Raw genomic sequence first — 21,506 nt, forward strand, 5'->3', positions numbered from 1 at the left:
ACCCTCCTGTCTAAAATTACGTTTATTTATCCGTTAGGTTCTGATATAACCTGCTTGTTTCGGGCTCCGGCTCATGTCCCAGATCTTCATCCAGGGTTAGTGTGAATGAATGATATAAACGAAGTATGCCTTGCTGATCATCTATGGATGCATACACCTCCATCATGAGTCGGCAAATTTCTTCCGAATAAGGCTCCCGTTCCTGCAGTATCGTTAATTGCTCAATTGCTTCCTTACCCCGACCATGCTTCATGTCCCATTCCGCGATATCCATAACCAGCCCGGTATACTTGCGTCTGAGTTCTCTTGCTTTGGCCTGCGCCCAATGGTAATCATGCTCTTCCAGATAATCGGCACGATAAAGTGGAATCATATGCCTCAAGTCATCGACATTGTCGGAGGTAATGGCGTTGTAGACCATGGCTTTTTCGAATTGTTCCACATCACTCACCAGATTACCTGATAAAAGACGATAGCGGTTCATATTGTACTCCAGCTTACCTGTCATGTTCCATTCCTTAAGCAGCTTTCGAATCTGGTACACGGAAGTATGTAGATGGGTTAATCCCTTTTCCTGGGAAACATCACCCCACAGCTTATCCAGCAGAATCTCCTTGCTTACCCACTCTTCCCTGTGATGAAACAAAAAAGCAAACAATTCCTGCGATTTGGTTGTACGCCACTTATGTTTCTTGGCACCCTGATCCAGGCTTCTGTAGATATCCAGATGTTTGAACGTAAGCAGCCCCGGAACTTCAGTATCCAGTTCCACAGATACAGATTCCGATTCCTGTACCTCGGCGGTGGCTGCAACGTGGGAATGATGCGACATTATGCCCGCAATTCGATCAATGGTTTTGGCCAATCGTGCGGAGCTTACCGGTTTCAGTACATAATCCAGGGCATGCAGCTCGAATGCCTCCACCGCATGATCGGCGTAAGCCGTAACAAAGATAATACGAATACTCTGATCCAGTTGCTGTATATATTCAGCCGCCTCCAGGCCATTCATCTCCGGCATGCCAATGTCCAAAAATACAACATCCACACGTTCGTTTGCCAGAAAATGAAGACCATCGCGCGCTGTTGAAAAACATTGTACGGGTGTAATTCGTCCGTCCGTTCGAAGAAGGCGCTCCAGATGAAGCTGCGCCGGCTTCTCGTCATCAATCACAATGGCTCTCACCGTTCATTCAGCCTCCTGCCATGAAAGATTCAATAGGAATACCGATTTTATCGGCATCCGCTTATTAGGGCGTGTCTCAAAACTCTGAAGTGCATCTTTTACCGCCTTTTCGCCCCCTGCTGCGTCACTTTCCCTTGACGTGCCACGGCACGCCTGCGTAAAACTTCCTGGCTTGGAACGAAAATTCGGCAAAATCTGCTTCCTTCGGAGTTTTCAGCCCCCCCTAGTCTGTTAACCATAATTGCTTCACTCAGCACACTAATTGGAATAATCCACCTTTTGCACAGGGATACGGAATCGGATCTGCGTACCTTGACCCACATGGCTATGAATCTCCAGTCCTTGACCATAGAGAGACATCAGGCGACGGTTTATATTTTGCAGCCCGACACCTCCCGGACCTTCGGTACGCCCAGACTTGACCTGAGCCATACGCTCAGGGGGGATACCGACGCCATCATCCTGAACCTGAACGACCACATGCTCGCTCTCTTTGAAAATTCTAAGCTGAACTGTCCCGCCTGCTGCACGCTCCATCACGCCATGACGAATGGCATTCTCCACAAGCGGTTGGATGCTGAGAGGCGGCAGATACAGATGCACGTCCGGTTCCACCTCATATTCAACCACCAGTCTTTCCTCAAATCTGGCCTGTTCCAAATGTACATACGACTCCACCAGTTCCAGCTCTTTGTTCAAAGGAACAAGCTGCTCCCTGTTCTGGAAGTCAAAGCTCCCACGTAGGTAATGACTCAATTCAATTAGCAGATCGGTTGCTTTGTCCGGATTCACTGCACAGGTCGCGATAATGACATTCAGTGCATTGTATAGGAAGTGTGGCTTGATCTGGGCCTGCAAAAAGGCCATCTCGGTTCGAATAGCCTCCTGCACAGAACTCCGCATCTCAATTAACGTCCGAACCCTAGCGCGCAATTCACCGGCATCCACCGGTTTGCTCAGGAAGTCATTGGCTCCCGCCTGAAATCCGTGCTTGATATCCTCAGGCAACCCACGGGCAGTCAGCATCAAAATCGGCAGCTCTGACAAGGAACTGTGCTCGCGCAGCTTGCGACATAACTCAAGCCCGGACATTTTGGGCATCATCCAGTCCGTAATGACAAGATCGATCGACGGGAATTGTTCACGAAGTTTTAATGCAGTGAGTCCGCTGTCCGCTGCGATTACACGGTAACGTTCCGTGGACAACAGATTCAACAATACCTGTCGATTCACGGGGTCATCGTCTACAATCAGAATTGTATGTTCTCCTTCCGAAAGATCATCCGGCTCATCCGATTCTCTTGTCACAAGCTCTTTCGCTCCTGTCCCCTGTGCGGCCACATAACGGGCGGCAACTGGTTTCGAATGAGCTTGCAGCAGCGGCAATTTGATAATGGGCAGGGTGAAATGAAAGGTAGAACCTTGCCCCGGCTCCGATTCTACCCAGATCTCGCCTCCGTTAAGCTCGACGAGTTTCCGAGTAATACTCAGACCGAGCCCGGTTCCATCATTCACTCGCTCCATTGTCCCATTACTCTGCTCATAGGCTTGGAAGATATCCTCTTGTTTGTCCAGGGCGATGCCTACCCCCGTATCTGCGACCGATACCCTCACCCGATCCCCATCGACACTGGCGTACAGCCGAATCTCACCCTGCTCAGTGTACTTATAGGCGTTACCCAACAGGTTATACAGAATCTGCCTGAGGCGATCTTCGTCAGCCTCTACGAGCGGCAACGACTGGGGCCATTGCTGAATCAGTAAAACGGGCTTATCCTCGAACGTGAAACCCGAGACTTCAACTACAGTACGGGCAACCGATTCGAGATCGACAGCTACCCGTTTCAACTCGATCTCACTATTTTTCAGTTTGGAAAAATCCAGAATGTCGTTAACCAACAGCGACAGCCGCTTACCGGTTGCCGTAATCATGGACAGATTTTTAGCTTGCTTGGGTGTGACCGCGCCGGCCGCACCTTCCAGCATGGATTGAGCAATATTAATGATGCCGTGCAGGGGGGTTCGTAGCTCATGAGACGTATTCGCCATGAACTCGTCCTTGAGACTGTCAATGGCGAGCAAACGCTCCGATAGAGCTTCCACGTCACGGAATGATTGTGCGAAGCGGATTGCGGTCACAATCATCTGGGCTAATACAAATAATAAAAGTTCGATCAGCGCAAAGAACGCTGTATCTACGGCAGTGAACGCACCGAGCGTGTGCAATACAACAACCATAAGTATGCTCATCATGCTCACCAGTGCAAAGTGACTATCATTCGGTCGTCCTTTTAACCAATAGAACATCGCTCGCAGCGTATAGAACATGACAACAAGCGAGACCAGCAGCATGGGAAGCTCAAACGATGAGAAAAGGGTCGGAGGGAGCGTTAGGCCCACAATGGTCTGGGCAATGATTAGCACTACAGCAAGACGAACAAACCACTGATGAACTGCCCCTGGTACACGAGCATCCATATATCGAAGCAAGAAGTAATAGGCAAAGGCTGAACTAAGAAGCTGAATCCGAAGCATCTCATTGTTAGTCAGGAACGGTACAAACGTTCCCAGTAACTTCTCCCCATGGGTCAAAGCGTAAAGTGCACCGGAAAGACTAAATAATCCGAGATAATTCAGTTCCTTCTCACTACGCCGCAACCGAAACAGTAGCAGGAAGAAGGCGGCGGGCAAGATAAAGCCGAACAAGGTCATCAGATCCTTGAGCCAGTCCTGTTGCTGGCTTTTCAGGATGCTATGCTCGTCTCCAAATAGAATGGGTGCCACAATGCCCCCAGACGAGTAACTATAATTCGATACTTGAATGATAATGTCAGCCGTGTTGCCCTCAATGGACGTGAATCCCGTAAAGGGCAGATTTAATTGCACATCCGTATCCGGGGTCATTCCCGGCAGTCCTTTGCCGCCAATCTCTTTACCATCGATAAATACCCGGTGGGCCATACGTATATTCTGCGTGCGTATGCCGTAATCGTTTTTCATCGTTCGGGCTGTAAGCTGGACTTGCAGATGGTAGGTTCCATACCCATGTGCTTGCCCCAGAGATTTGTTCCATCGGGCCGGAACTTGAGTGCCTGACGAAGCAGGCAATGGCTTGCGACCGGATACACTTGCTTCAATATCTGCCGGACTGAGCAACTGCCCAGGGTAGAAATCCCAGACACCCTTTAGAGACGCCGGACCCTTGCGATCAAAGTCCCACTGGGTCAGGTCAATTCTTCCATCCGCAGCCTGGGGGTTACTCCGCTCACTAATTAACGTCTGGGCAATCCAGCCCAGTGGAACAATGACAATGCATATGAAACTGATCGTCAGCATAATCCAGTGTTTTCTCATCTATGTATTCCTTCCATCCACAATGGCGAGAGACGTCTAATTTTGTCGATTTATCACTATAATTCATGTTACACGTTTCTGGTGCTCACGGAAATAGTTTCCGTATCATAATCGGTCAAATTCGTTATAATTTGAAGGATTTCTATCTGTTTCCGTTAGGTCTTGGTACACAAAGAAACCCCAGACCGATGTTCACCCAGATAAGCGGGCGAAATGGCCTGAGGTTGATTGAATGAAGATTTATTTAACAACTTGAGCAAGCTTCTGAACGATTCCGGCCCATCCCTGCTCCATACGTTCGCGTACGATGGCGTGAGCCTGTCCAAATTCAGTCAGTTTATCCGCATCCCAACCGCTGTGAATCAGTGTAAAATCCGTACCTTCCGGCTGTTTAAGCAATTGGAACGTCAACGTCCAGTCCCTTCCCCAGCGAAATGACAATTTCTCTAGTGGAAGAACTTCCGTCACCTGACAAGGTGATTGACCGAATGGGCCTGCTTCCAATATAAAGTGGTGACCCTCCACGGGTTCCAGATTGCCTGGCATGAACCAGGTTTTCAGTCCTTGCTCCGTTGAGACCATCTCCCAAACCTTCTCTACAGGTGCATGAAGCAATAGTTCCTGACGGATATCCGGCAATGCACTTGATGAACTTGATGATGAATCCATTCGTATCACCTCCTTATACATTTCATTTCGTATAACTACCCGAATAGAAGTTGACCTCCGCTTTATCCCCACCCTATAATTGGAACATATTACATAAAAGGTGCGTGATTCCTATGATAGTCTGCTCTGAAAAATCCAATTCCAACCGTTGCCGGAAGGGATAATCCTGCTCACTTCCCTTCCACATTTTCGTTTTAATACATTTACATGTGGGGGACACCTATACTATGTCATTCCGTTATTACGGTCCATTATGCACCGCCGTTTATGATCTAACGAAACCTGTGGGACACTCCTTGGGAGGAGACATTGAGTTCTATCGCCATTATCTTCAGGGCTGCAAAGGACGTATCCTTGAAGCCATGTCGGGATCAGGCCGAGTGCTCATTCCTTTGCTTGAAGCAGGCTTGAAGGTAGACGGACTTGATTATTCAACCGATATGATCGACTCTTGCCGTTCTCGTTGTATGGATCGAGCATTACCCATGCCTGAGCTGTTCATTGCCGATCTGGAGAACCTTGACCTTCCATATCGATACGAGGCAATAATCATTCCCGGAGGTTCTTTGCTCCTCATTCAAGATAGAGAGGCATCGATTAACGCATTGCGTAGTCTATTTCAACATTTGGAACCTGGAGGCAGGCTCGTGTTTGATCTGTTTCTACCCGATGTGACACAACCCTCTTCGGTAGAAACATCAATTGTTTCATTACCCGATGGTGATACGATCACAGTAGAAGTGAAAACCATTGAAGTGAACCTTCTTCACCAGTACAAAGTGAGTCTGATCCGCTACGAACAATGGCATCAGGGTGCTCTTGCTGCTACGGAGCTGCAACAACTGACCTTGCGTTGGTACGGCATCGAAGAATTGCGCCTAATTCTGGAACAGGTTGGTTTCTCAGACATCAAGGTATACGCAGACTTTAACCCGAATCAGCCACCTACACAGTCGAATCAAAAATTCGTATACGAAGCGACTCGAAGAGCGTAATCATCAGTAATTTAGTCTACATGCTTCTCATCATACAAGAAAAGGCCACAGCATGAGGTTTAACCCATGCTGTGGCCTTTTTTACTATATAAGATTTGCAATAACATTTACACGAGAACGCAGAGGACAGAAATAGCCTGAAGAAGCAGCGCGTTCGCCTTTATCCTCAGATTTTCACCTTTGAAAAAGTGAATCAAAAAATCTGAGGATAACAGCGATCGGAAGGTTATTCTGTCATCGGAGTGGCAAGTGTAACTGTTAGTGCAAATTAGTATCCACGAGAATATTGCTCCGCAATGGCAGCTTGATCCTTGCTGATACCCAACTCCAGAGCCGCATGGTTCGCCCAGTACGGATCACGCAGCATGCCTCTACCAACCGCGACCAGATCCGCATCGCCGTTGCCAATAACCGCTTGAGCCAGTGCTGCATCCTCCAGCATACCTACTGCAATTACAGGAACGTTCAGTTCTTCACGGAAACGACGGGCAAATGGCAATTGGTAACCCGGATAGTTCCCCGGTTTCCGTTGTCCGGAAGGACCTTCGCCGCCTGAGCTAATATGGAACATGTCCACGCCTGCATCTTGGTAGGCACGCGAGATATTAATGGTATGCTCGATGTCGTATCCACCATCCGCGTATTCTACAGCTGAAATCCGCAAAATCAGCGGCATGTCTGCTGGCATTTCTTTTTTCACTGCACGAATGACTTCAACGCCGAAACGGGACAGATCCTGCCCATACACATCCTCACGATGGTTCATCAGCGGGGAGTGGAACTGATGAATGAGATATCCATGTGCGCCGTGCAACTCAATAGCGTCCACGCCAGCTTGTACCGCGCGGCGAACGCCGTCTGCGAACTTCTGCACCATAGCCTCTACTTCTTCTGTACTTAACGCACGAGGCTCCTTGTACTTTTCTCCCGGGAATGTCACCACCGATGGGGCAACCGGTTGTGGAGCATCCTCTGCTTTTCGTCCCGCATGGGCGATCTGAATAGCTACTTTGGAGCCGTATGCATGAATTCCATCGACAAGTTTAGTGAAGGCAGGTACATGCTCGTCTGACCATATCCCCAAGTCATTGTCGGTAATGCGTCCGTCCGGATCGACATCCGTCATCTCAATTACAATCAATCCAGTTCCTCCAACCGCACGACTCACATAGTGAACCTGATGCCAATCGTTCGGAATGCCATCCTTCGCCGTCACGGAATATTGGCACATCGGTGCCATGACGACACGGTTATTTAATTGCAAACTTTTGAATTGATAGGGTGAAAATAATTGCTCAGTCATTTATGTTGCATCTCCTGTTCCTTGATCATGATGTATATGAAGCCTTACTTATTGTCCAAATCCGAAAACATCTTCCCATTCTTGCCGTAATTGTCCTTCTCCAGATCCTCAATGAAAATAAAGACCTTGCTCGGATCAACATCCAATGTCTCACAGGCTACCTGGGTCATACGTTCAATCAACTGACGTTTCTGCTCAGTCGTCTTGCCTTCCAGTACCTTAACGGTGATAAATGGCATGTCTTGAACACATCCTTTCTTCATCATTTATTATGAACCTGACGTATAGAAACACAAGTACGTACATTTTTGTGCCTTGGTACCCTTTTTGATACCTAGTCATCCTCACATATTTCGGTTCTGCCCCATTCTGGAAATGACTGCAAAACATGATATGATAACCGTAGAGAACCACAATAATTACTATACCCAATTTACATAAGTTGTGACTAACGGTTACACGATAACGGAGAGGGCAGAAATAACCTGTAGAAGCGGAGCTAAAAGCTTTCTGAAAGAAAGCTGCATCGAAAGCATACGCTATACTCAGATTTTCACCTTTGTAAAAGTGGATCAAAAAATCTGGGGATAACAGCGATCAGAAGGTTATTCTGGCCTCGTAGTGGATCAGTGTAAAACAAGTAGCTCAACTTATATACTACTCAAGCTAGGGAGCGATAATAGATGAAAGATATATTAATTCAAAGACTGAGTACTTATGTTCAGATGGATACCCAATCCGATGAAAATAGCGAGACATGCCCTTCCACACCCGGCCAACTGGCCTTGGGCAAACTGCTCGTTGAAGAATGTAACTCCATTGGTCTGCAAGAAGTGACGATGGATGAGAACGGTTATGTCATGGCTACACTGCCATCCAATACCGACAAAGATGTTCCCGTGATCGGTTTCCTGGCTCACCTTGATACAGCGACCGACTTTACAGGTAAAGATGTTAAACCGCAGGTTATTGATAACTATGACGGTGCTGACATTGTGCTGAACTCCGAACTGGATGTTGTGTTGTCCAACAAAGATTTCCCGGAACTGCACGAATATAAAGGCCACACGCTGATCACAACCGATGGTACAACGTTGCTTGGTGCTGACAATAAGGCAGGCATTGCCGAGATCATGACGGCGATGGCCTATCTGATTGAGCACCCGGAAGTGAAACACGGTAAGATTCGGGTTGCTTTTACTCCGGATGAAGAGATTGGCCGTGGACCGCACAAGTTTGACGTGGCTGCTTTTGGAGCCAAATATGCTTACACAGTTGACGGTGGACCACTTGGTGAGCTGGAATACGAGAGCTTTAACGCAGCTGCCGCCAAAATTACCGTACGAGGTACCAATGTACATCCCGGAACTGCGAAGGATAAAATGGTGAACTCTCTGAAAATTGCGATGGAATTGAATCGTCGCCTGCCTGTAGAGGAAGCTCCTGAATTCACGGACGGTTACGATGGTTTCTACCATCTGCTGTCTCTGGAGGGTGACGTTGAGCTGACGAAGATGAGCTACATCATCCGTGATTTCGACCGTGAGAAGTTTGAAGAGCGCAAAACGAATCTGTTGAATATCGTGAATGAACTGAAGTCTAAATACGGAGAGAAAAGCATCACGGTCGAATTGAATGACCAGTACTATAACATGCGTGAGAAAATTGAACCGGTACGCCAGATCGTCGATATTGCCCATGAAGCCATGACCCGGCTGGACATCGAACCTGTTATTCGCCCCATCCGGGGAGGAACAGATGGTTCCCAGCTATCCTATATGGGCATGCCAACACCGAATATCTTCACTGGCGGTGAGAACTACCATGGCAAATTCGAATATGTATCGGTAGATAATATGGTGAAGGCAACCCGCGTCATTGTAGAGATTGCTCAATTGTTTGAGCAGCACGGAGATATCTAATCCGCTTAAAGCGCGGTGCAAAAAGAGCACCCTCTGGTATATTCCGGAGGGTGCTCTTTATGGTCTTAACTTTTAAAAGCTATCACTCATAGATATTGCCTCCCGCGATGACACGCAGCTGTTCCAGATCACAGATCACGAGCTTTCGCTGCACTTTGCGAATAATATTTCGATCACACAGATCGTGAACGACCCTGTTCAGATGTCTGTAACTGGTACCCAACATATCCGCCAGCTCAGTCAGCTTGGAGGTCTGAATCTCTTCGGAAGAGGTCTCATCCTGATCCATGGTGGACAACAGATAGCTGGCAAATCGGCTCTCAACGGGATATAACATATTCAGACTCGACAGGTTGGAGAAGGTGTACAATTTATGCGTAACTTGACTGAGCATGAAGTGGAGAAATTTAGGATTCTCTGCATACGTATTCTGGAGAGAACGATAGCTGATACCAAGCAGCAGGCTTTTGCTCACAGATTCTACCGTATTATTGGCCTCCTTGCCATTGACCAGTTCCAGATCGCCCACAAGCGCGAGGGGTGTACTGAAACGAAGCAACAGCGACTTGCCGTTAGGCAGGGTGGTATAGATCTTGAGCTTGCCCTGCACGAGAAAATACAATCGCTCAGGCCGCTCGCCTTTGGCACATATCAACTCACCCTTGGCAGCCTCCAGCAGTCGCAACTCAGCGAGTGCAGACTCGTCCAGCACCTGATCCAGTCCATTCTCACGTGCAAGCTTACGCATTAGCCCAAAGTCCATAATTTCTTTCATTCCGACTTCCCCTCCGTTGCCATATATAACGTACCCAAAGGGACATATGTCCCATAATTGATATCAACCCGTACAAATATCTTGATATAAAAATAGTTACAACTAGAACTTATATCCAATAAATCATTTTAGATGGGAAATATTTAAAAATTTAATCATAAAATGTTCATTTTTCATGCAAAATGCCGTTCACGAAAAGCCCTTCCTGTCCGATGAAAGATAGAGCCTTCTATAGATCGTTAAAATAATTCATTTAAATATTGAAAGGATGAGCACATTCAATGAACGTTGTAGATGCACTGCTTAAAGTCATGCCTTATATTAGTAAGATCCTCAGAGAGCCAGCCAGTTTGACTGTTTATGATCATGAAAAAGTATTAGATGTCATTATGACAGACAAATTTGATCTTGGTTTTGAAAAAGGAATGCCTCTCTTGGATTCGTTCCAAAACTTTGCCGTCTTGAAAAACGGAAGAGAAGCTACCCTCTCTACTCTCTCCAAAGAAGTTTTTGGTATTGAGCTGGATACCCTGAACATTCCGATCTTTGATGATCAGCAAAAAGTCGTTGCTGTCTTCTGTGTATCTTATGACCAGTCCAATCAGAATCAACTTGAAGATATTATACAAGAAAATCAGGCTATCAATGGTAACCTCGTTGATATGGTACAACACGTTGCCGCTCATGCTGAAGAATTGCAGGCGACCAGTGAGCAGATCCTGCAAAACACACGACTTGCTGTTCAGAACTCTTCCCAAATCAACAAAGTAGCCGGGTTCATTCGCGAAATCTCCGAACAAACCAACTTGCTTGGCCTGAATGCCGCTATTGAAGCTGCACGCGTTGGTGAAGCCGGTGCTGGCTTTGGGGTGGTTGCTTCCGAAGTACGCAAACTGTCTGTGGATGCCAAACAAGCTACAAGTGATATTGATACCAGTCTGAGAGATGTACAACAGGTGATCAAACAGATGGAAGTTGAGGTCTCCCAGATTGCAGCCTCTTCACAGGAACAAGCGACGCTTGTATCTTCCTTCACAGATGTCATCGAGAAGCTCAATGACACGGGCGAGCGTATGAAAGCTCTGTCGGAACAACTGATCAGCTACTCGATCAAAAACTAAAATTTAACGTGTCACCAGATTCCCGATGCATATCGGTTATTCTGGTGACACATCGAATATGTGATAAACAGGACTTGGGTTTCCATGATGGATAATCCAAGTCCTGTTTATTATGTCCGTTTGGTTATTATTAACCAAATTCAGCTATCATCTTAATTTGCTACACGTACTGATTTGTCCCCAATCACTTCTTCTTCCGACTCCCAGCACTCTACTTCACCCGGAATATGAATGCGGTCCCGCGTAAAGATCGGGTCACGTCCTTCGGCTTTCTGTTTCTTGTAGTCCTTTAGTGCTTCAAACGTCACCTTGGACAGCATCAGAATCGCAATCAGGTTCACCACCACCATGAGCCCCATGAACAGGTCCGCCAAATCCCATACCAGCTGTACTTTAGCTACCGCACCGAACACCACCATCGCGATAACGCAAATGCGGTATACCCACAGCCAAACTTTATTGGATTTGATAAACTCAATATTGGTTTCCCCATAGTAATAATTTCCGATTAGCGTACTGAAGGCAAACAGGAACACCATGACCGCCAGGAATCCCGATGCCCATGGACCAATATGTACACTTAAAGCAGCCTGAGTCAATTCAATGCCACCCAGATCGGAACCTTTGTACACCCCGGATAGCAAAATAATCATGGCTGTGCTTGTACATATAACTAACGTATCTGTAAGCACACCAAAAGCCTGAATAAGTCCCTGCTTCACCGGATGTGTTGTATCCGCTGTAGCAGCGGCATTCGGGGCACTACCCATGCCCGCCTCATTGGAGAACAATCCGCGTTTCACACCGTTCATCAGCGCAGCACCCAACGTTCCGCCTGCCACCTGCTCGATGCCGAAGGCATTTTTCACGATCAACGCAATCATGGACGGAAGCTGGGTAATGTTCGCCAGCACCACAAAAGCCGCTACCCCAATGTACAATACGGCGAGCACAACGACGATGTACTCCGATGCTTTTGCAATCCGTTTGACACCGCCCATAATAATTCCTGCAAATATCACGGCCATAATGATACCCACCGTTAACCGATCCGTACCGAATGAGTTTTCGAATGCGACGGTAATGGTGTTCGACTGCACCGCATTAAAGACCAAGCCGAATGAAAGCGTAATGAGAATGGCAAATAAAATCCCCATCCAGCGCTTCCCCAGCCCACGCTCCATATAATACGCCGGACCCCCGCGGAATCCGCCCTTATCCTTCACTTTATAGATCTGAGCCAGCGTGCTCTCCACAAAACTGGAGGCAGAACCGATAATCGCAATAACCCACATCCAGAATACAGCCCCAGGTCCCCCCAGTGCGATGGCCAGTGCAATACCGGTGATATTCCCTGTGCCTACGCGGGCCGCCATACTGATACAGAATGCCTGAAATGGTGAGATTTTGCCTGGTTCCTTACTTTTCGGCTCTCGAAGCACCTTCACCATATCTCCAATCATGCGGAATTGCATGAATCGGGTCTTGGTGGTGAAGTATATACCACATACTACCAATAGTATAATTAACACTTTGGACCATAGAAAATCATTGAAAATGACGACAATATCTTGTATTGTTTGCTCCATCGGTATGCCCCTTTTATATGGTGTATTTCGAGTACAGAGATGAGTCAGATGAAACGTTTGTACCATTCTGCACAACATCGGACCCAGACTTTCAGATGTTACTTATACTACAAGCGCATCTACGAAAATCGACAAATACCTACATGTAATCTCTACATTTATTTTAAAAATGGGCGTTAACTGCCCAATCATTGTCATTTAACCTAACATGTCAGGTTCTATGCAAGCAGAGAAAGGAAATGACTGATATGCGTTATTTTATTGTGGATGATGATCCTGGTGTTCGTTCCATGTTGATGGATATTATTGAGGATGAGGGACTTGGCGATATTGCCGGGGAAGCTGAGGACGGAGCACACATTCACGCAGAACTGTTGGAACTACATAAGGTGGATGTACTGCTGATTGATCTGTTGATGCCACAACGGGACGGGATTCAGACCGTACGGGCGCTTGAGGGAAGGTTCGAGGGCAAGATCGTCATGATCTCCCAGATCGAGTCGAAAAATATGATCGGAGAAGCCTATTCACTAGGCATTGAATATTACATTACGAAGCCGATTAACCGCTTGGAGATTCTGTCTGTTCTGCGGCTGGTGGGCGAGAGGTTACGGATGCAGCAATCCATCGCAGATATTCAGCGGACATTGCAGGGATTGTCCGGTTTGCACCCTAACGAGCGCACTGCGGCTCCGGTTCCGGACAAAACGATTACTACAGCAGGACATTTCCTGCTGTCCGAGATGGGCATGATCGGCGAAGCGGGAAGCAGAGATCTGCTGGACATGCTCGAATATCTGGAGCAGGTAGAGACAGATGAGCATAAGCTGTCGCCCTATACATTCCCATCCCTCAAAGACATCTTTCAGAACGTAGCAGTACGCAAGCTGGGAGAGAACGCCTCTCTCGCGGAGGTTAACAAGGAGATCAAGGCATCAGAACAACGTGTCCGCAGGGCTATCTTCCAGACACTGAGCCATGTGGTTTCTCTGGGATTAACGGATTATACACATCCCAAGTTCGAGAACTATGCATCCAAATTTTTCGATTTTACCGAAATCCGCAAGAAAATGCTGGAGCTGCAAAACAATGTGGAGCCTTCTCTTTCCCAGACACGCATTAATACGAAAAAGTTCGTACAGGTGTTATATCTGGAAGCCAAACGATTGCTGCATTAAGCAGATGCATGATGGATACGATGCAAAAACAAACGGGCATGAATAATACGCCGGATGGTACCTCTTTCTCAACTGAGGCTGTCCATTTCGGCGATATTCATGCCCGTCTGTATGACCAAGCGCTACGATCTATTTCTTCGTTCCGTATATAAAATTAAAATCCATTCGGGCTCAGCCCCGTGAATGGTTTCGGCTAACTCGGTTATACTCATTAATCAATTCGTCCAATGCCATAGACTGCCGAATCACATCGGGATGTCCAAGACCACCCTTGTTATGCTCTACCAGCATATGAAGGTTATGTCTGGCCTTTTCTATTTTATTTTTCAAATCCAAACTCATAACCATGACCCCTGATACCTCCTTATTCTGTGAACCATTTTAGTTTTTCCTGTCAATCTATAGATGGATTAACATATGGCATAGGGGACAAGGATGTTTTGTCTTCTTCTCCAAATTTTGATAAATACTATTCTATCACACAAGAGCGTATCCGAAAATGACTGATTTAACGCTATTTTAGCGAATAATCAAGGATTGGATTCTAGCGTTGGAGCTCATCATTCACAGCCAGAACGGATTGTGTCGTTATTGTGTATATTGAAAAAACAAAAGTCTATTGACTCAAAAGGTAATAAAATCCCTTTCCATAACGGGGCCATTCAGGTACAATAGGGCGATGTGTGTGTCCGGACCCGGCGGATACAAATGATGTAATTTAGAGGACGGCCAACGACGGCCATTGATCCTGATTTGATATTATTGGAGGCTTATCATCACCATGCAGACCGATTCACAGACTAAAGTCAAAATTGTTAATGCCGATCCCAGCGCAATGGGATTATTTGGGTTGGCAATCGTAACCCTGGTCGCTTCTTCTCAGAAGCTTGGCATTACAGAAGGACTTAGCTACGCTATTCCTTGGGCGATCTTCCTGGGTGCATTCGCCCAGTTATTCGCATGCATTCAAGATTCCAAACGCAACAATACTTTTGGTACAACGGCTTTCGGCGCGTACGCATTCTTCTGGTTCGCTATGGCTGCCAACTGGATGATCAAAATGGGCGTATTCGGCTCCACGCTTGCTGAACAGGCCGATGGCAAGCAGCTCGGATTTGCTTTTGCCGGATACCTGGTGTTCACCTTGTTCATGACAATCGGTGCTATTGAAGCGAATAAAGTATTGCTTATCATCTTCATTCTGATCGACTTCCTGTTCCTTGGCTTGACCTTTGATGCTTTCGGCGTAGCTCCTCACATTTTCCACACCATTGCAGCATACGCTGAACTGGCGATCGGAATTGTGTCCCTGTATGGTACAGGCGCTTCGGTACTGAACGCTCACTTCGGCTATACGTTCTTGCCGATCGGCAAACCGTCCGGCATTTTCAAACCCAAGGCTTAATATACAGCAGTAAACCGCCCGCGCGCCGGTCCGCGCCTGGCGGTTTTTTTGCACTCTGACTTCAATGAACTACGAATCCGACCGAAACTTATACTAAGGGATGCTATATAAGTCAAACTAAACATTTACACGGAACGTAGAGGACAGAAATAACTTGAAGAAACGGAGTGGTCGCCTTTATCCCCGGATTATTTCTTTATAAAAAGGAATCATAAAAATCTGGGGATAACAGCGATCGGAGAGTTGTTCTGTCATCGGAGTGGCCAGTGTAAATAATCTTTAATTGAACTTATATAGATCAAAAATAGACCCTGCAACACATGAAATGTCACAGCAGCCATACTGTAAGGAGGAAAAAGCATGAGAGAGATACCGAAACCTACGGAGATGGATCAGGTGGAGAAAAAGTACGTACGCGAAACGCGTTGTTTTAAGACGGCACGGGTATTCCCAACCGATGTCAACAATCATAACACCCTGTTCGGCGGCAAGCTGATGTCCTACATCGATGATATTGCATCCATCGCCGCTTCCAAGCTATGCCGAGTAAATACCGTAACAGCTTCAACCGACTCCGTCGATTTCCTGTACCCGATTAACCCGACGGATTCCGTTACGCTTGAATCGTTCGCGTCCTGGACAGGACGAAGTTCCATGGAGATTTTTGTGAAGGTCATTCGTGAGGATCTGAAGACTGGAGAGAAGAAAATTGCGGCGACCGCATTTTTGACCTTTGTGGCCCTGGACGAAAATAATCGCAAACTGATTGTACCTCGCATTATCCCGGAGACCGAAGAAGAGAAGAAACTATACGAGACCGCTCCGGATCGGGCGGCCATGCGGAAACAACGGCGGGAAGAGAGCAAGAAATTCGCTGACTTCCTAACCGTTACTTATCCTTGGGAATAAGAATACGCTCAATCATCATAATGTTGCACAAAAGGTTATCTGGACGATGCCGGATAGATGGACACTGCTCTGCTATCCGGCAGTTCGCCACCCATGGAGACACACCATTGCTGATAGATGCGATACGCCGCACCACTCTCCAACAACCCCTGACAAGTGTATATGCCCTCTTCGATGGAATTGACACGCCCCGCTGCGTACAAGCGGAAACCTCCATTTAACAAGACCTGATTCACAAAAGCGATATGACCATCACCGCTTAACACACTTTCCGCCACTTCAAGCTGTTTCGCAGCCGTCCAGACCAGCTCCGGCACTGGCATATCTAGTTCGTAGGCTGCAGGATCAACCAGTTCCAGCTTCATATCGCCATCTTCCACGGCGTATACGCGGGTTGGCCGATCAATATACAGATCCTCAGACCCTTCCATCCCCTGCACCACATAAGCACGGCGATAGTTAAACCGAGTAAGCAGCTTCGCAATCCGATCGAGAAAGGTATTATGAAACACACCAAACACCAGATACGGTGAATGGTTATAATCAATGAGTTTCTCTGCCGTGTTAAACACCGTGCGGAAACCCAGCTCTTCCCGTAACGGACGAAGCTTGCGAAGAGGCTCGCACCATTCTTCGGAGGATACATACATGACACCCGAACGCAATGCAGCACCCCGGGCATCTTCCCGATCCATTTTACATGTATCAATTCCCGCTTCCTTTAACAGAACCGACAGCGTAACTCCCCACTTGGGTGGTAAAGGATCACTCCCATGTAAAGTCACCGGCAACCCTGCCGCCGCGAGTACAAATGCAACCGGAAACGTAGCCATGAATGACTTTGTCCGTCCGTCATAGGGACCAGCACAGTCCAATCCGTTCTGAAATACGGAGAACCGTTCCGCGCTGTTACGGCACGCATGAACAAAGGCTTCCAGTTCCTCGACGTTTTCCATTTTCATTCGTTCAGCCATTAGAAACGCAGCCGTCTGGGCAGGGGAAACCTCCTGTTTCAGGATTTTCTCTGCAACCGTCAGTGCCTCTGTATAATTCAGATCACGTGAGCCTCTTTTCCCACGTCCGACCTCTCGGAGTATCTGAGACATATCCATGGAGAATCCTCCTTCCAATTAAGACTGGAGCAGTTGATGTGCCTTCACAATCGCTGTAGCTACATCGACCATCCGTTTGCGTTCATCCATCGCTTTCTTACGTAACAGGTCATAGGCTTCAGCCTCGGAGATCTGCTTTAGATCACTAAGGATAGCCTTTGCCATATCAATCCACTTTCGATCTTCCAGCCTGGATTGCAGCTGCTTCCGTTCCTGCTCCCACTGCTTGCGTTCCATGTAGCGCCGGGCTGCAAAGTGAAGGCTCCAGTGGATCTCCGGTCCAGTCATCGATGGGGTGAGTATTCCATCAATTGAGGTTTCTATCTCGCATGATTCTGCGGAAGAAGAGACCGTATCTGGCCCGCACCACCAAAGCAGCGGGGAATCCGACTTCCCCTTTCCCAGGCAGTTCACCCAGTATTCCACATCAGCCAGCGACAGGTGCAAGATGGACGCTTCCGCCTCACGAGCCAGCTTCAGCGCCTCCGCTTCACTGCCTGCCACCTGTACATGGTACCCGTTTGCTCCCAGCAGCCTCTCCGGTGTCAGAGGGATTGCATCAGATGAGGCAGGTATCGTTGGTTGTACACGGATGACCAATAAAGATCGCATGATGGATCAATCCCTCCCTATTACGTATAGTCAGAGTCCATAACATTTAAGGCGTTAATACATGAAAGCAATAAATGTGTTATATTACCTAACAAAAAGCAGATGGTAACATTTTTGCGTCTTGATTTTAAAATTCGAATCATCTTTTCACGCCTCATCATCCTGCAATAAAAAAGGGCAAAGCACCGTACATGGCACCTTTTCTACAATGTTTATCGTATCCGGTATGCCAACTTCATCTAAATCCTTCATTCTATGAAGATATACTCGTAAAACTTCGTCGTCCATTCGATATTCCAATAAACTCATGTAAACATAATTAACTTTAAATTTCAAATACTTTTTTATGTCAACTATCTTGACATGGATAGATGGATCTTTTATAGTTAAGCCATAACAACTCCATATTTGAATCGATCACAGTTACAACGGCGTAGCTGGTTGAAACGGCAATGAAGCCTGTTTTGCAATCTCGGAGCAAGGGATGCGTATGTATATGCGCAGTCCTCCGAGGCATAACAGGCTTTTTCGATTTTAGAGACAAGGTTTCGAGGCAGTTTGCAGAATGGACCTAAGGGGGCTAATCATAATGAGTACAACGAAAAAACTGGTGCTGGTCGGTAATGGCATGGCGGGAATCCGCACAATTGAACATATCCTTAAGCTTGCTCCGCATGCTTATGAAATTACAGTCTTCGGCGCAGAGCCGCATCCCAACTACAACCGTATCATGCTATCCTCTGTATTGGCTGGCGGAACAACGATCGAAGATATTGTAATCAACGAGTGGAGCTGGTACGAAGATAACGGCATTCGGGTATACCCGGGTGATCCGGTCGTTCAGATCGATGCCGAGCGCAAGGAAGTTGTATCTCAGAATGGTGTACGTGCATCCTATGATGAGCTGATCATGGCAACAGGTTCACAGGCGTTCATCCTCCCACTTCCCGGCGCTAACAAGGAAGGCGTTATTGGCTTCCGTGATATTAAAGATTGCGAGACCATGATAGAAGCATCGCAAAAGTATCGTAAAGCTGCCGTCATTGGAGGCGGATTGCTAGGACTGGAAGCAGCGCGGGGGCTGCTCAATCTGGGTATGGATGTCACTGTCATTCATATTAACGGCCATCTCATGGACCGGAATCTGGATCTCCCGGCAGGCCTGATGCTCCAGCGGGAGCTTGAAGAGCAGGGCATGAAGTTCCTTTTGAACAAACATACCGAAGAAATCACGGGGAAACAGCGCGTAAAAGCCATTCGTTTTACTGATCAAACGGTACTTGAAGCGGATCTGGTTGTCATGGCTGTCGGGATTCGTCCTCAGATTGAACTGGCTCGTAATACCGGCCTCGACGTGAATCGGGGTGTCATTGTAGATGATTATATGCACACCAGCATTCCTAGTATCTCTGCCGTCGGCGAATGTGCAGAACACCGTGGTATTGCCTACGGACTGGTTGCTCCATTATATGAACAAGGTATGGTGCTCGCGAAACGTCTGGCTGGCGCGGCAACTGAAGGATATGAAGGTTCGGTCACTTCTACCAAGCTGAAAGTATCCGGTGTCGACGTATTCTCTGCTGGACAATTCAAAGACGCTGCGGACACTCGCAGCATTCGTATTCAGGATGATGTTGATGGTGTGTACAAAAAGATGGTGATCAAAGACGGACAGCTGATTGGAGCTGTATTGTTCGGAGATACCACAGACGGCGCTTCTCTATTTTCCCTCATTAAGAGTGGTGAGAACATCAGCGGTCGGGAGAAAGAAATTTTGCTCGGTGTACCTTCCGGTGGTTCAGGCTCGGGTCCATCTGTCGCAGAACGCATGGCAAGTATGCCTGATGACGAGATCGTCTGCGGTTGTAACGGTGTTACCAAAGCTTCCATTGGAGATGCTGTACTGAATAAAGGCTGTAATACGCTCGGTGCAATCAAGTCCTGTACCAAAGCTTCCGCTTCTTGCGGTGGATGCAAACCTATTATCGAAAACCTGCTTACGTATTACGCAGGTGATAATGTAGGCGAACAGACCAAAGAAGGCATCTGTGGCTGCACATCCTATGATCGGGATGAGATTGTTGCACAGATCAAGGAAATGGGACTGAAAAACGTTAAAGAAGTCATGAATGTTCTCGGGTGGAATGAACCGGAAGGCTGCTCCAAGTGTCGTCCTTCCCTCAATTATTATCTCGGCATGATCTGGCCGGCTGAATACACAGACGAACGTGTATCCAAATTCACCAATGAACGTTATCACGCCAACATCCAGAAGGACGGTACCTATTCCGTTATTCCACGGATCTATGGTGGTGTCACTTCCCCGGCGGAATTGATTAAGATTGCTACTGTCGCAGAGAAATACGATGTGCCATTGGTGAAATTCACGGGTGGACAACGACTCGATCTGCTCGGTGTTCAAAAGGAGAACCTGCCGAAGATCTGGGAAGAGCTCGATATGCCTTCCGGTTTCGGTTATGGCAAGGCGCTGCGTACGGTGAAGACTTGTGTAGGTAATACGTTCTGCCGATTCGGCACACAGGATTCCATTGAGATGGGTATTCGACTGGAGAAAAAACTCGACAAAATGGTTGCTCCGGCTAAAGTGAAACTCGCTGTATCTGGATGTCCGCGGAACTGTGCTGAAGCGACCATCAAGGATCTGGGTGTTGTCGCCATTGATGGCGCTTGGGAGATTCATGTTGGCGGTAACGCCGGAGTCAAGGTTCGTGCAGCCGAGTTGCTGTGTACGGTGAAGACCGATGCGGAAGTGGAAGAGTGGACTTACTCTTACCTGCAATACTATAGAGAGAACGCAAAATGGAATGAGAGAACGGCGGCTTGGATTGAACGGGTAGGTCTGGATCATGTGAAAGAAGCTTTGGCGGATCGGGATGTACGTCTCGCTCTGGTCGAACGTCTGGAAGTTACACTGGGTCACACGGTTGATCCTTGGAAAGAAATCATTGAAGACGAGAAATTGCGTAAAAACTTCACCCCACTGTCCGGTGCCGAGCCGGTAACCCACTAGAAGAGGAGGAACAGCGATGAACAAATTCCGGATTGGACACGTTGCGGATATTGATGAAAAGGGAGCACGGACATTCCTGATACAGGATACCGAAATTGCAGTCTTCAAGCTGAGCGACGGAAGTCTGCACGCCGTCGAAAATCGCTGCCCTCACAAGGGCGGCAAGCTGTCGGAAGGCATGGTATGCGGGACAGCCGTTCATTGTCCTTTGCATGATTGGAAGATTGATCTGCGTAACGGTAAGGTACACGAGCCGGATGAAGGCTGCTTGAATACCTACAAAACCGAAGTGGATGGCAATAGCGGAGAAATTTACATCACGATTGCGGGTTAAATGTTAGAGAT

18 protein-coding genes are annotated in these 21,506 nt (G+C 47.4%); 8 read left to right on the plus strand and 10 right to left on the minus strand.

The window, feature by feature from the left end; translation table 11 throughout:
- Positions 1 to 22 precede the first annotated feature (22 nt).
- The 3 genes from HF638_RS09585 to HF638_RS09595 all read right to left on the minus strand — a co-directional run bounded on the left by HF638_RS09585 (position 23) and on the right by HF638_RS09595 (position 5,209).
- Positions 23 to 1,186 carry a response regulator gene (locus tag HF638_RS09585; RefSeq protein ID WP_169479979.1) on the minus strand — a complete coding sequence of 388 codons (1,164 nt, stop codon included), beginning with the start codon at positions 1,184 to 1,186 and terminating at the stop codon, positions 23 to 25.
- A 258-nt stretch (positions 1,187 to 1,444) separates the two neighbouring features.
- The gene (locus HF638_RS09590) at positions 1,445 to 4,540 is read right to left on the minus strand and encodes an ATP-binding protein (RefSeq protein WP_169479980.1); all 3,096 of its coding nucleotides are present in this window, start codon (positions 4,538 to 4,540) and stop codon (positions 1,445 to 1,447) included.
- A gap of 240 nt (positions 4,541 to 4,780) precedes the next feature.
- Positions 4,781 to 5,209 (minus strand): SRPBCC family protein, encoded by a 429-nt coding sequence (locus tag HF638_RS09595; RefSeq protein ID WP_169479981.1) that lies wholly within the window; start codon positions 5,207 to 5,209, stop codon positions 4,781 to 4,783.
- 227 nt (positions 5,210 to 5,436) lie between these two features.
- Here HF638_RS09595 and HF638_RS09600 point away from each other — a divergent pair, with 227 nt between their 5' ends.
- Positions 5,437 to 6,204, plus strand: a complete 768-nt coding sequence (locus HF638_RS09600) for a class I SAM-dependent methyltransferase (protein ID WP_169479982.1) — start codon at positions 5,437 to 5,439, stop codon at positions 6,202 to 6,204.
- 268 nt (positions 6,205 to 6,472) lie between these two features.
- Here HF638_RS09600 and HF638_RS09605 read toward each other — a convergent pair whose 3' ends face one another.
- Together HF638_RS09605 and HF638_RS09610 are read right to left on the minus strand one after the other, a co-directional pair.
- Complete coding sequence (locus tag HF638_RS09605) at positions 6,473 to 7,507, minus strand: NADH:flavin oxidoreductase/NADH oxidase (protein WP_169479983.1); 1,035 nt, start codon at positions 7,505 to 7,507, stop codon at positions 6,473 to 6,475.
- A 44-nt stretch (positions 7,508 to 7,551) separates the two neighbouring features.
- Positions 7,552 to 7,746, minus strand: coding sequence for a tautomerase family protein (locus HF638_RS09610; RefSeq protein ID WP_169479984.1), 195 nt, complete (start codon positions 7,744 to 7,746; stop codon positions 7,552 to 7,554).
- A gap of 444 nt (positions 7,747 to 8,190) precedes the next feature.
- On the opposite strand from HF638_RS09610, the gene pepT reads away from it, so the two are divergent.
- On the plus strand, positions 8,191 to 9,429 hold the full coding sequence (pepT, locus tag HF638_RS09615) for a peptidase T (protein ID WP_169479985.1): 1,239 nt from the start codon (positions 8,191 to 8,193) through the stop codon (positions 9,427 to 9,429).
- Between the two features lie 82 nt (positions 9,430 to 9,511).
- Here pepT and HF638_RS09620 read toward each other — a convergent pair whose 3' ends face one another.
- Positions 9,512 to 10,204 (minus strand): Crp/Fnr family transcriptional regulator, encoded by a 693-nt coding sequence (locus HF638_RS09620; RefSeq protein ID WP_169479986.1) that lies wholly within the window; start codon positions 10,202 to 10,204, stop codon positions 9,512 to 9,514.
- A 662-nt stretch (positions 10,205 to 10,866) separates the two neighbouring features.
- On the opposite strand from HF638_RS09620, the gene HF638_RS29005 reads away from it, so the two are divergent.
- Entirely contained in the window at positions 10,867 to 11,325 is a 459-nt protein-coding gene (locus tag HF638_RS29005; protein WP_248278099.1) for a methyl-accepting chemotaxis protein, read from the plus strand.
- A gap of 152 nt (positions 11,326 to 11,477) precedes the next feature.
- Here HF638_RS29005 and HF638_RS09630 read toward each other — a convergent pair whose 3' ends face one another.
- The gene (locus tag HF638_RS09630; RefSeq protein WP_169479988.1) at positions 11,478 to 12,914 is read right to left on the minus strand and encodes an alanine/glycine:cation symporter family protein; all 1,437 of its coding nucleotides are present in this window, start codon (positions 12,912 to 12,914) and stop codon (positions 11,478 to 11,480) included.
- Between the two features lie 248 nt (positions 12,915 to 13,162).
- Here HF638_RS09630 and HF638_RS09635 point away from each other — a divergent pair, with 248 nt between their 5' ends.
- Positions 13,163 to 14,092, plus strand: coding sequence for a response regulator (locus HF638_RS09635; RefSeq protein WP_062836714.1), 930 nt, complete (start codon positions 13,163 to 13,165; stop codon positions 14,090 to 14,092).
- Positions 14,093 to 14,263: 171 nt separating this feature from the next.
- Here HF638_RS09635 and HF638_RS09640 read toward each other — a convergent pair whose 3' ends face one another.
- Positions 14,264 to 14,440 (minus strand): aspartyl-phosphate phosphatase Spo0E family protein, encoded by a 177-nt coding sequence (locus HF638_RS09640; RefSeq protein ID WP_169479989.1) that lies wholly within the window; start codon positions 14,438 to 14,440, stop codon positions 14,264 to 14,266.
- 433 nt (positions 14,441 to 14,873) lie between these two features.
- Here HF638_RS09640 and HF638_RS09645 point away from each other — a divergent pair, with 433 nt between their 5' ends.
- Together HF638_RS09645 and HF638_RS09650 are read left to right on the plus strand one after the other, a co-directional pair.
- Positions 14,874 to 15,497, plus strand: coding sequence for an acetate uptake transporter (locus HF638_RS09645; protein ID WP_017691635.1), 624 nt, complete (start codon positions 14,874 to 14,876; stop codon positions 15,495 to 15,497).
- A gap of 396 nt (positions 15,498 to 15,893) precedes the next feature.
- Positions 15,894 to 16,406 (plus strand): acyl-CoA thioesterase, encoded by a 513-nt coding sequence (locus tag HF638_RS09650; RefSeq protein ID WP_026081401.1) that lies wholly within the window; start codon positions 15,894 to 15,896, stop codon positions 16,404 to 16,406.
- Positions 16,407 to 16,441: 35 nt separating this feature from the next.
- Here the strand turns inward: HF638_RS09650 and HF638_RS09655 are convergent, their stop codons facing one another.
- A complete protein-coding gene (locus tag HF638_RS09655; RefSeq protein WP_169479990.1) occupies positions 16,442 to 17,518 on the minus strand; it encodes an anthranilate phosphoribosyltransferase in 1,077 nt (358 codons plus the stop codon).
- Between the two features lie 18 nt (positions 17,519 to 17,536).
- Positions 17,537 to 18,130 carry an ANTAR domain-containing response regulator gene (locus HF638_RS09660; protein ID WP_169479991.1) on the minus strand — a complete coding sequence of 198 codons (594 nt, stop codon included), beginning with the start codon at positions 18,128 to 18,130 and terminating at the stop codon, positions 17,537 to 17,539.
- A 589-nt stretch (positions 18,131 to 18,719) separates the two neighbouring features.
- Here HF638_RS09660 and nirB point away from each other — a divergent pair.
- Positions 18,720 to 21,161, plus strand: coding sequence for a nitrite reductase large subunit NirB (gene nirB, locus HF638_RS09665; RefSeq protein ID WP_169479992.1), 2,442 nt, complete (start codon positions 18,720 to 18,722; stop codon positions 21,159 to 21,161).
- A 16-nt stretch (positions 21,162 to 21,177) separates the two neighbouring features.
- Positions 21,178 to 21,495, plus strand: a complete 318-nt coding sequence (nirD, locus tag HF638_RS09670; protein WP_169479993.1) for a nitrite reductase small subunit NirD — start codon at positions 21,178 to 21,180, stop codon at positions 21,493 to 21,495.
- Positions 21,496 to 21,506 lie beyond the last annotated feature (11 nt).

This window comes from Paenibacillus sp. SZ31 (assembly GCF_012912005.1).
GTDB lineage: Bacteria > Bacillota > Bacilli > Paenibacillales > Paenibacillaceae > Paenibacillus.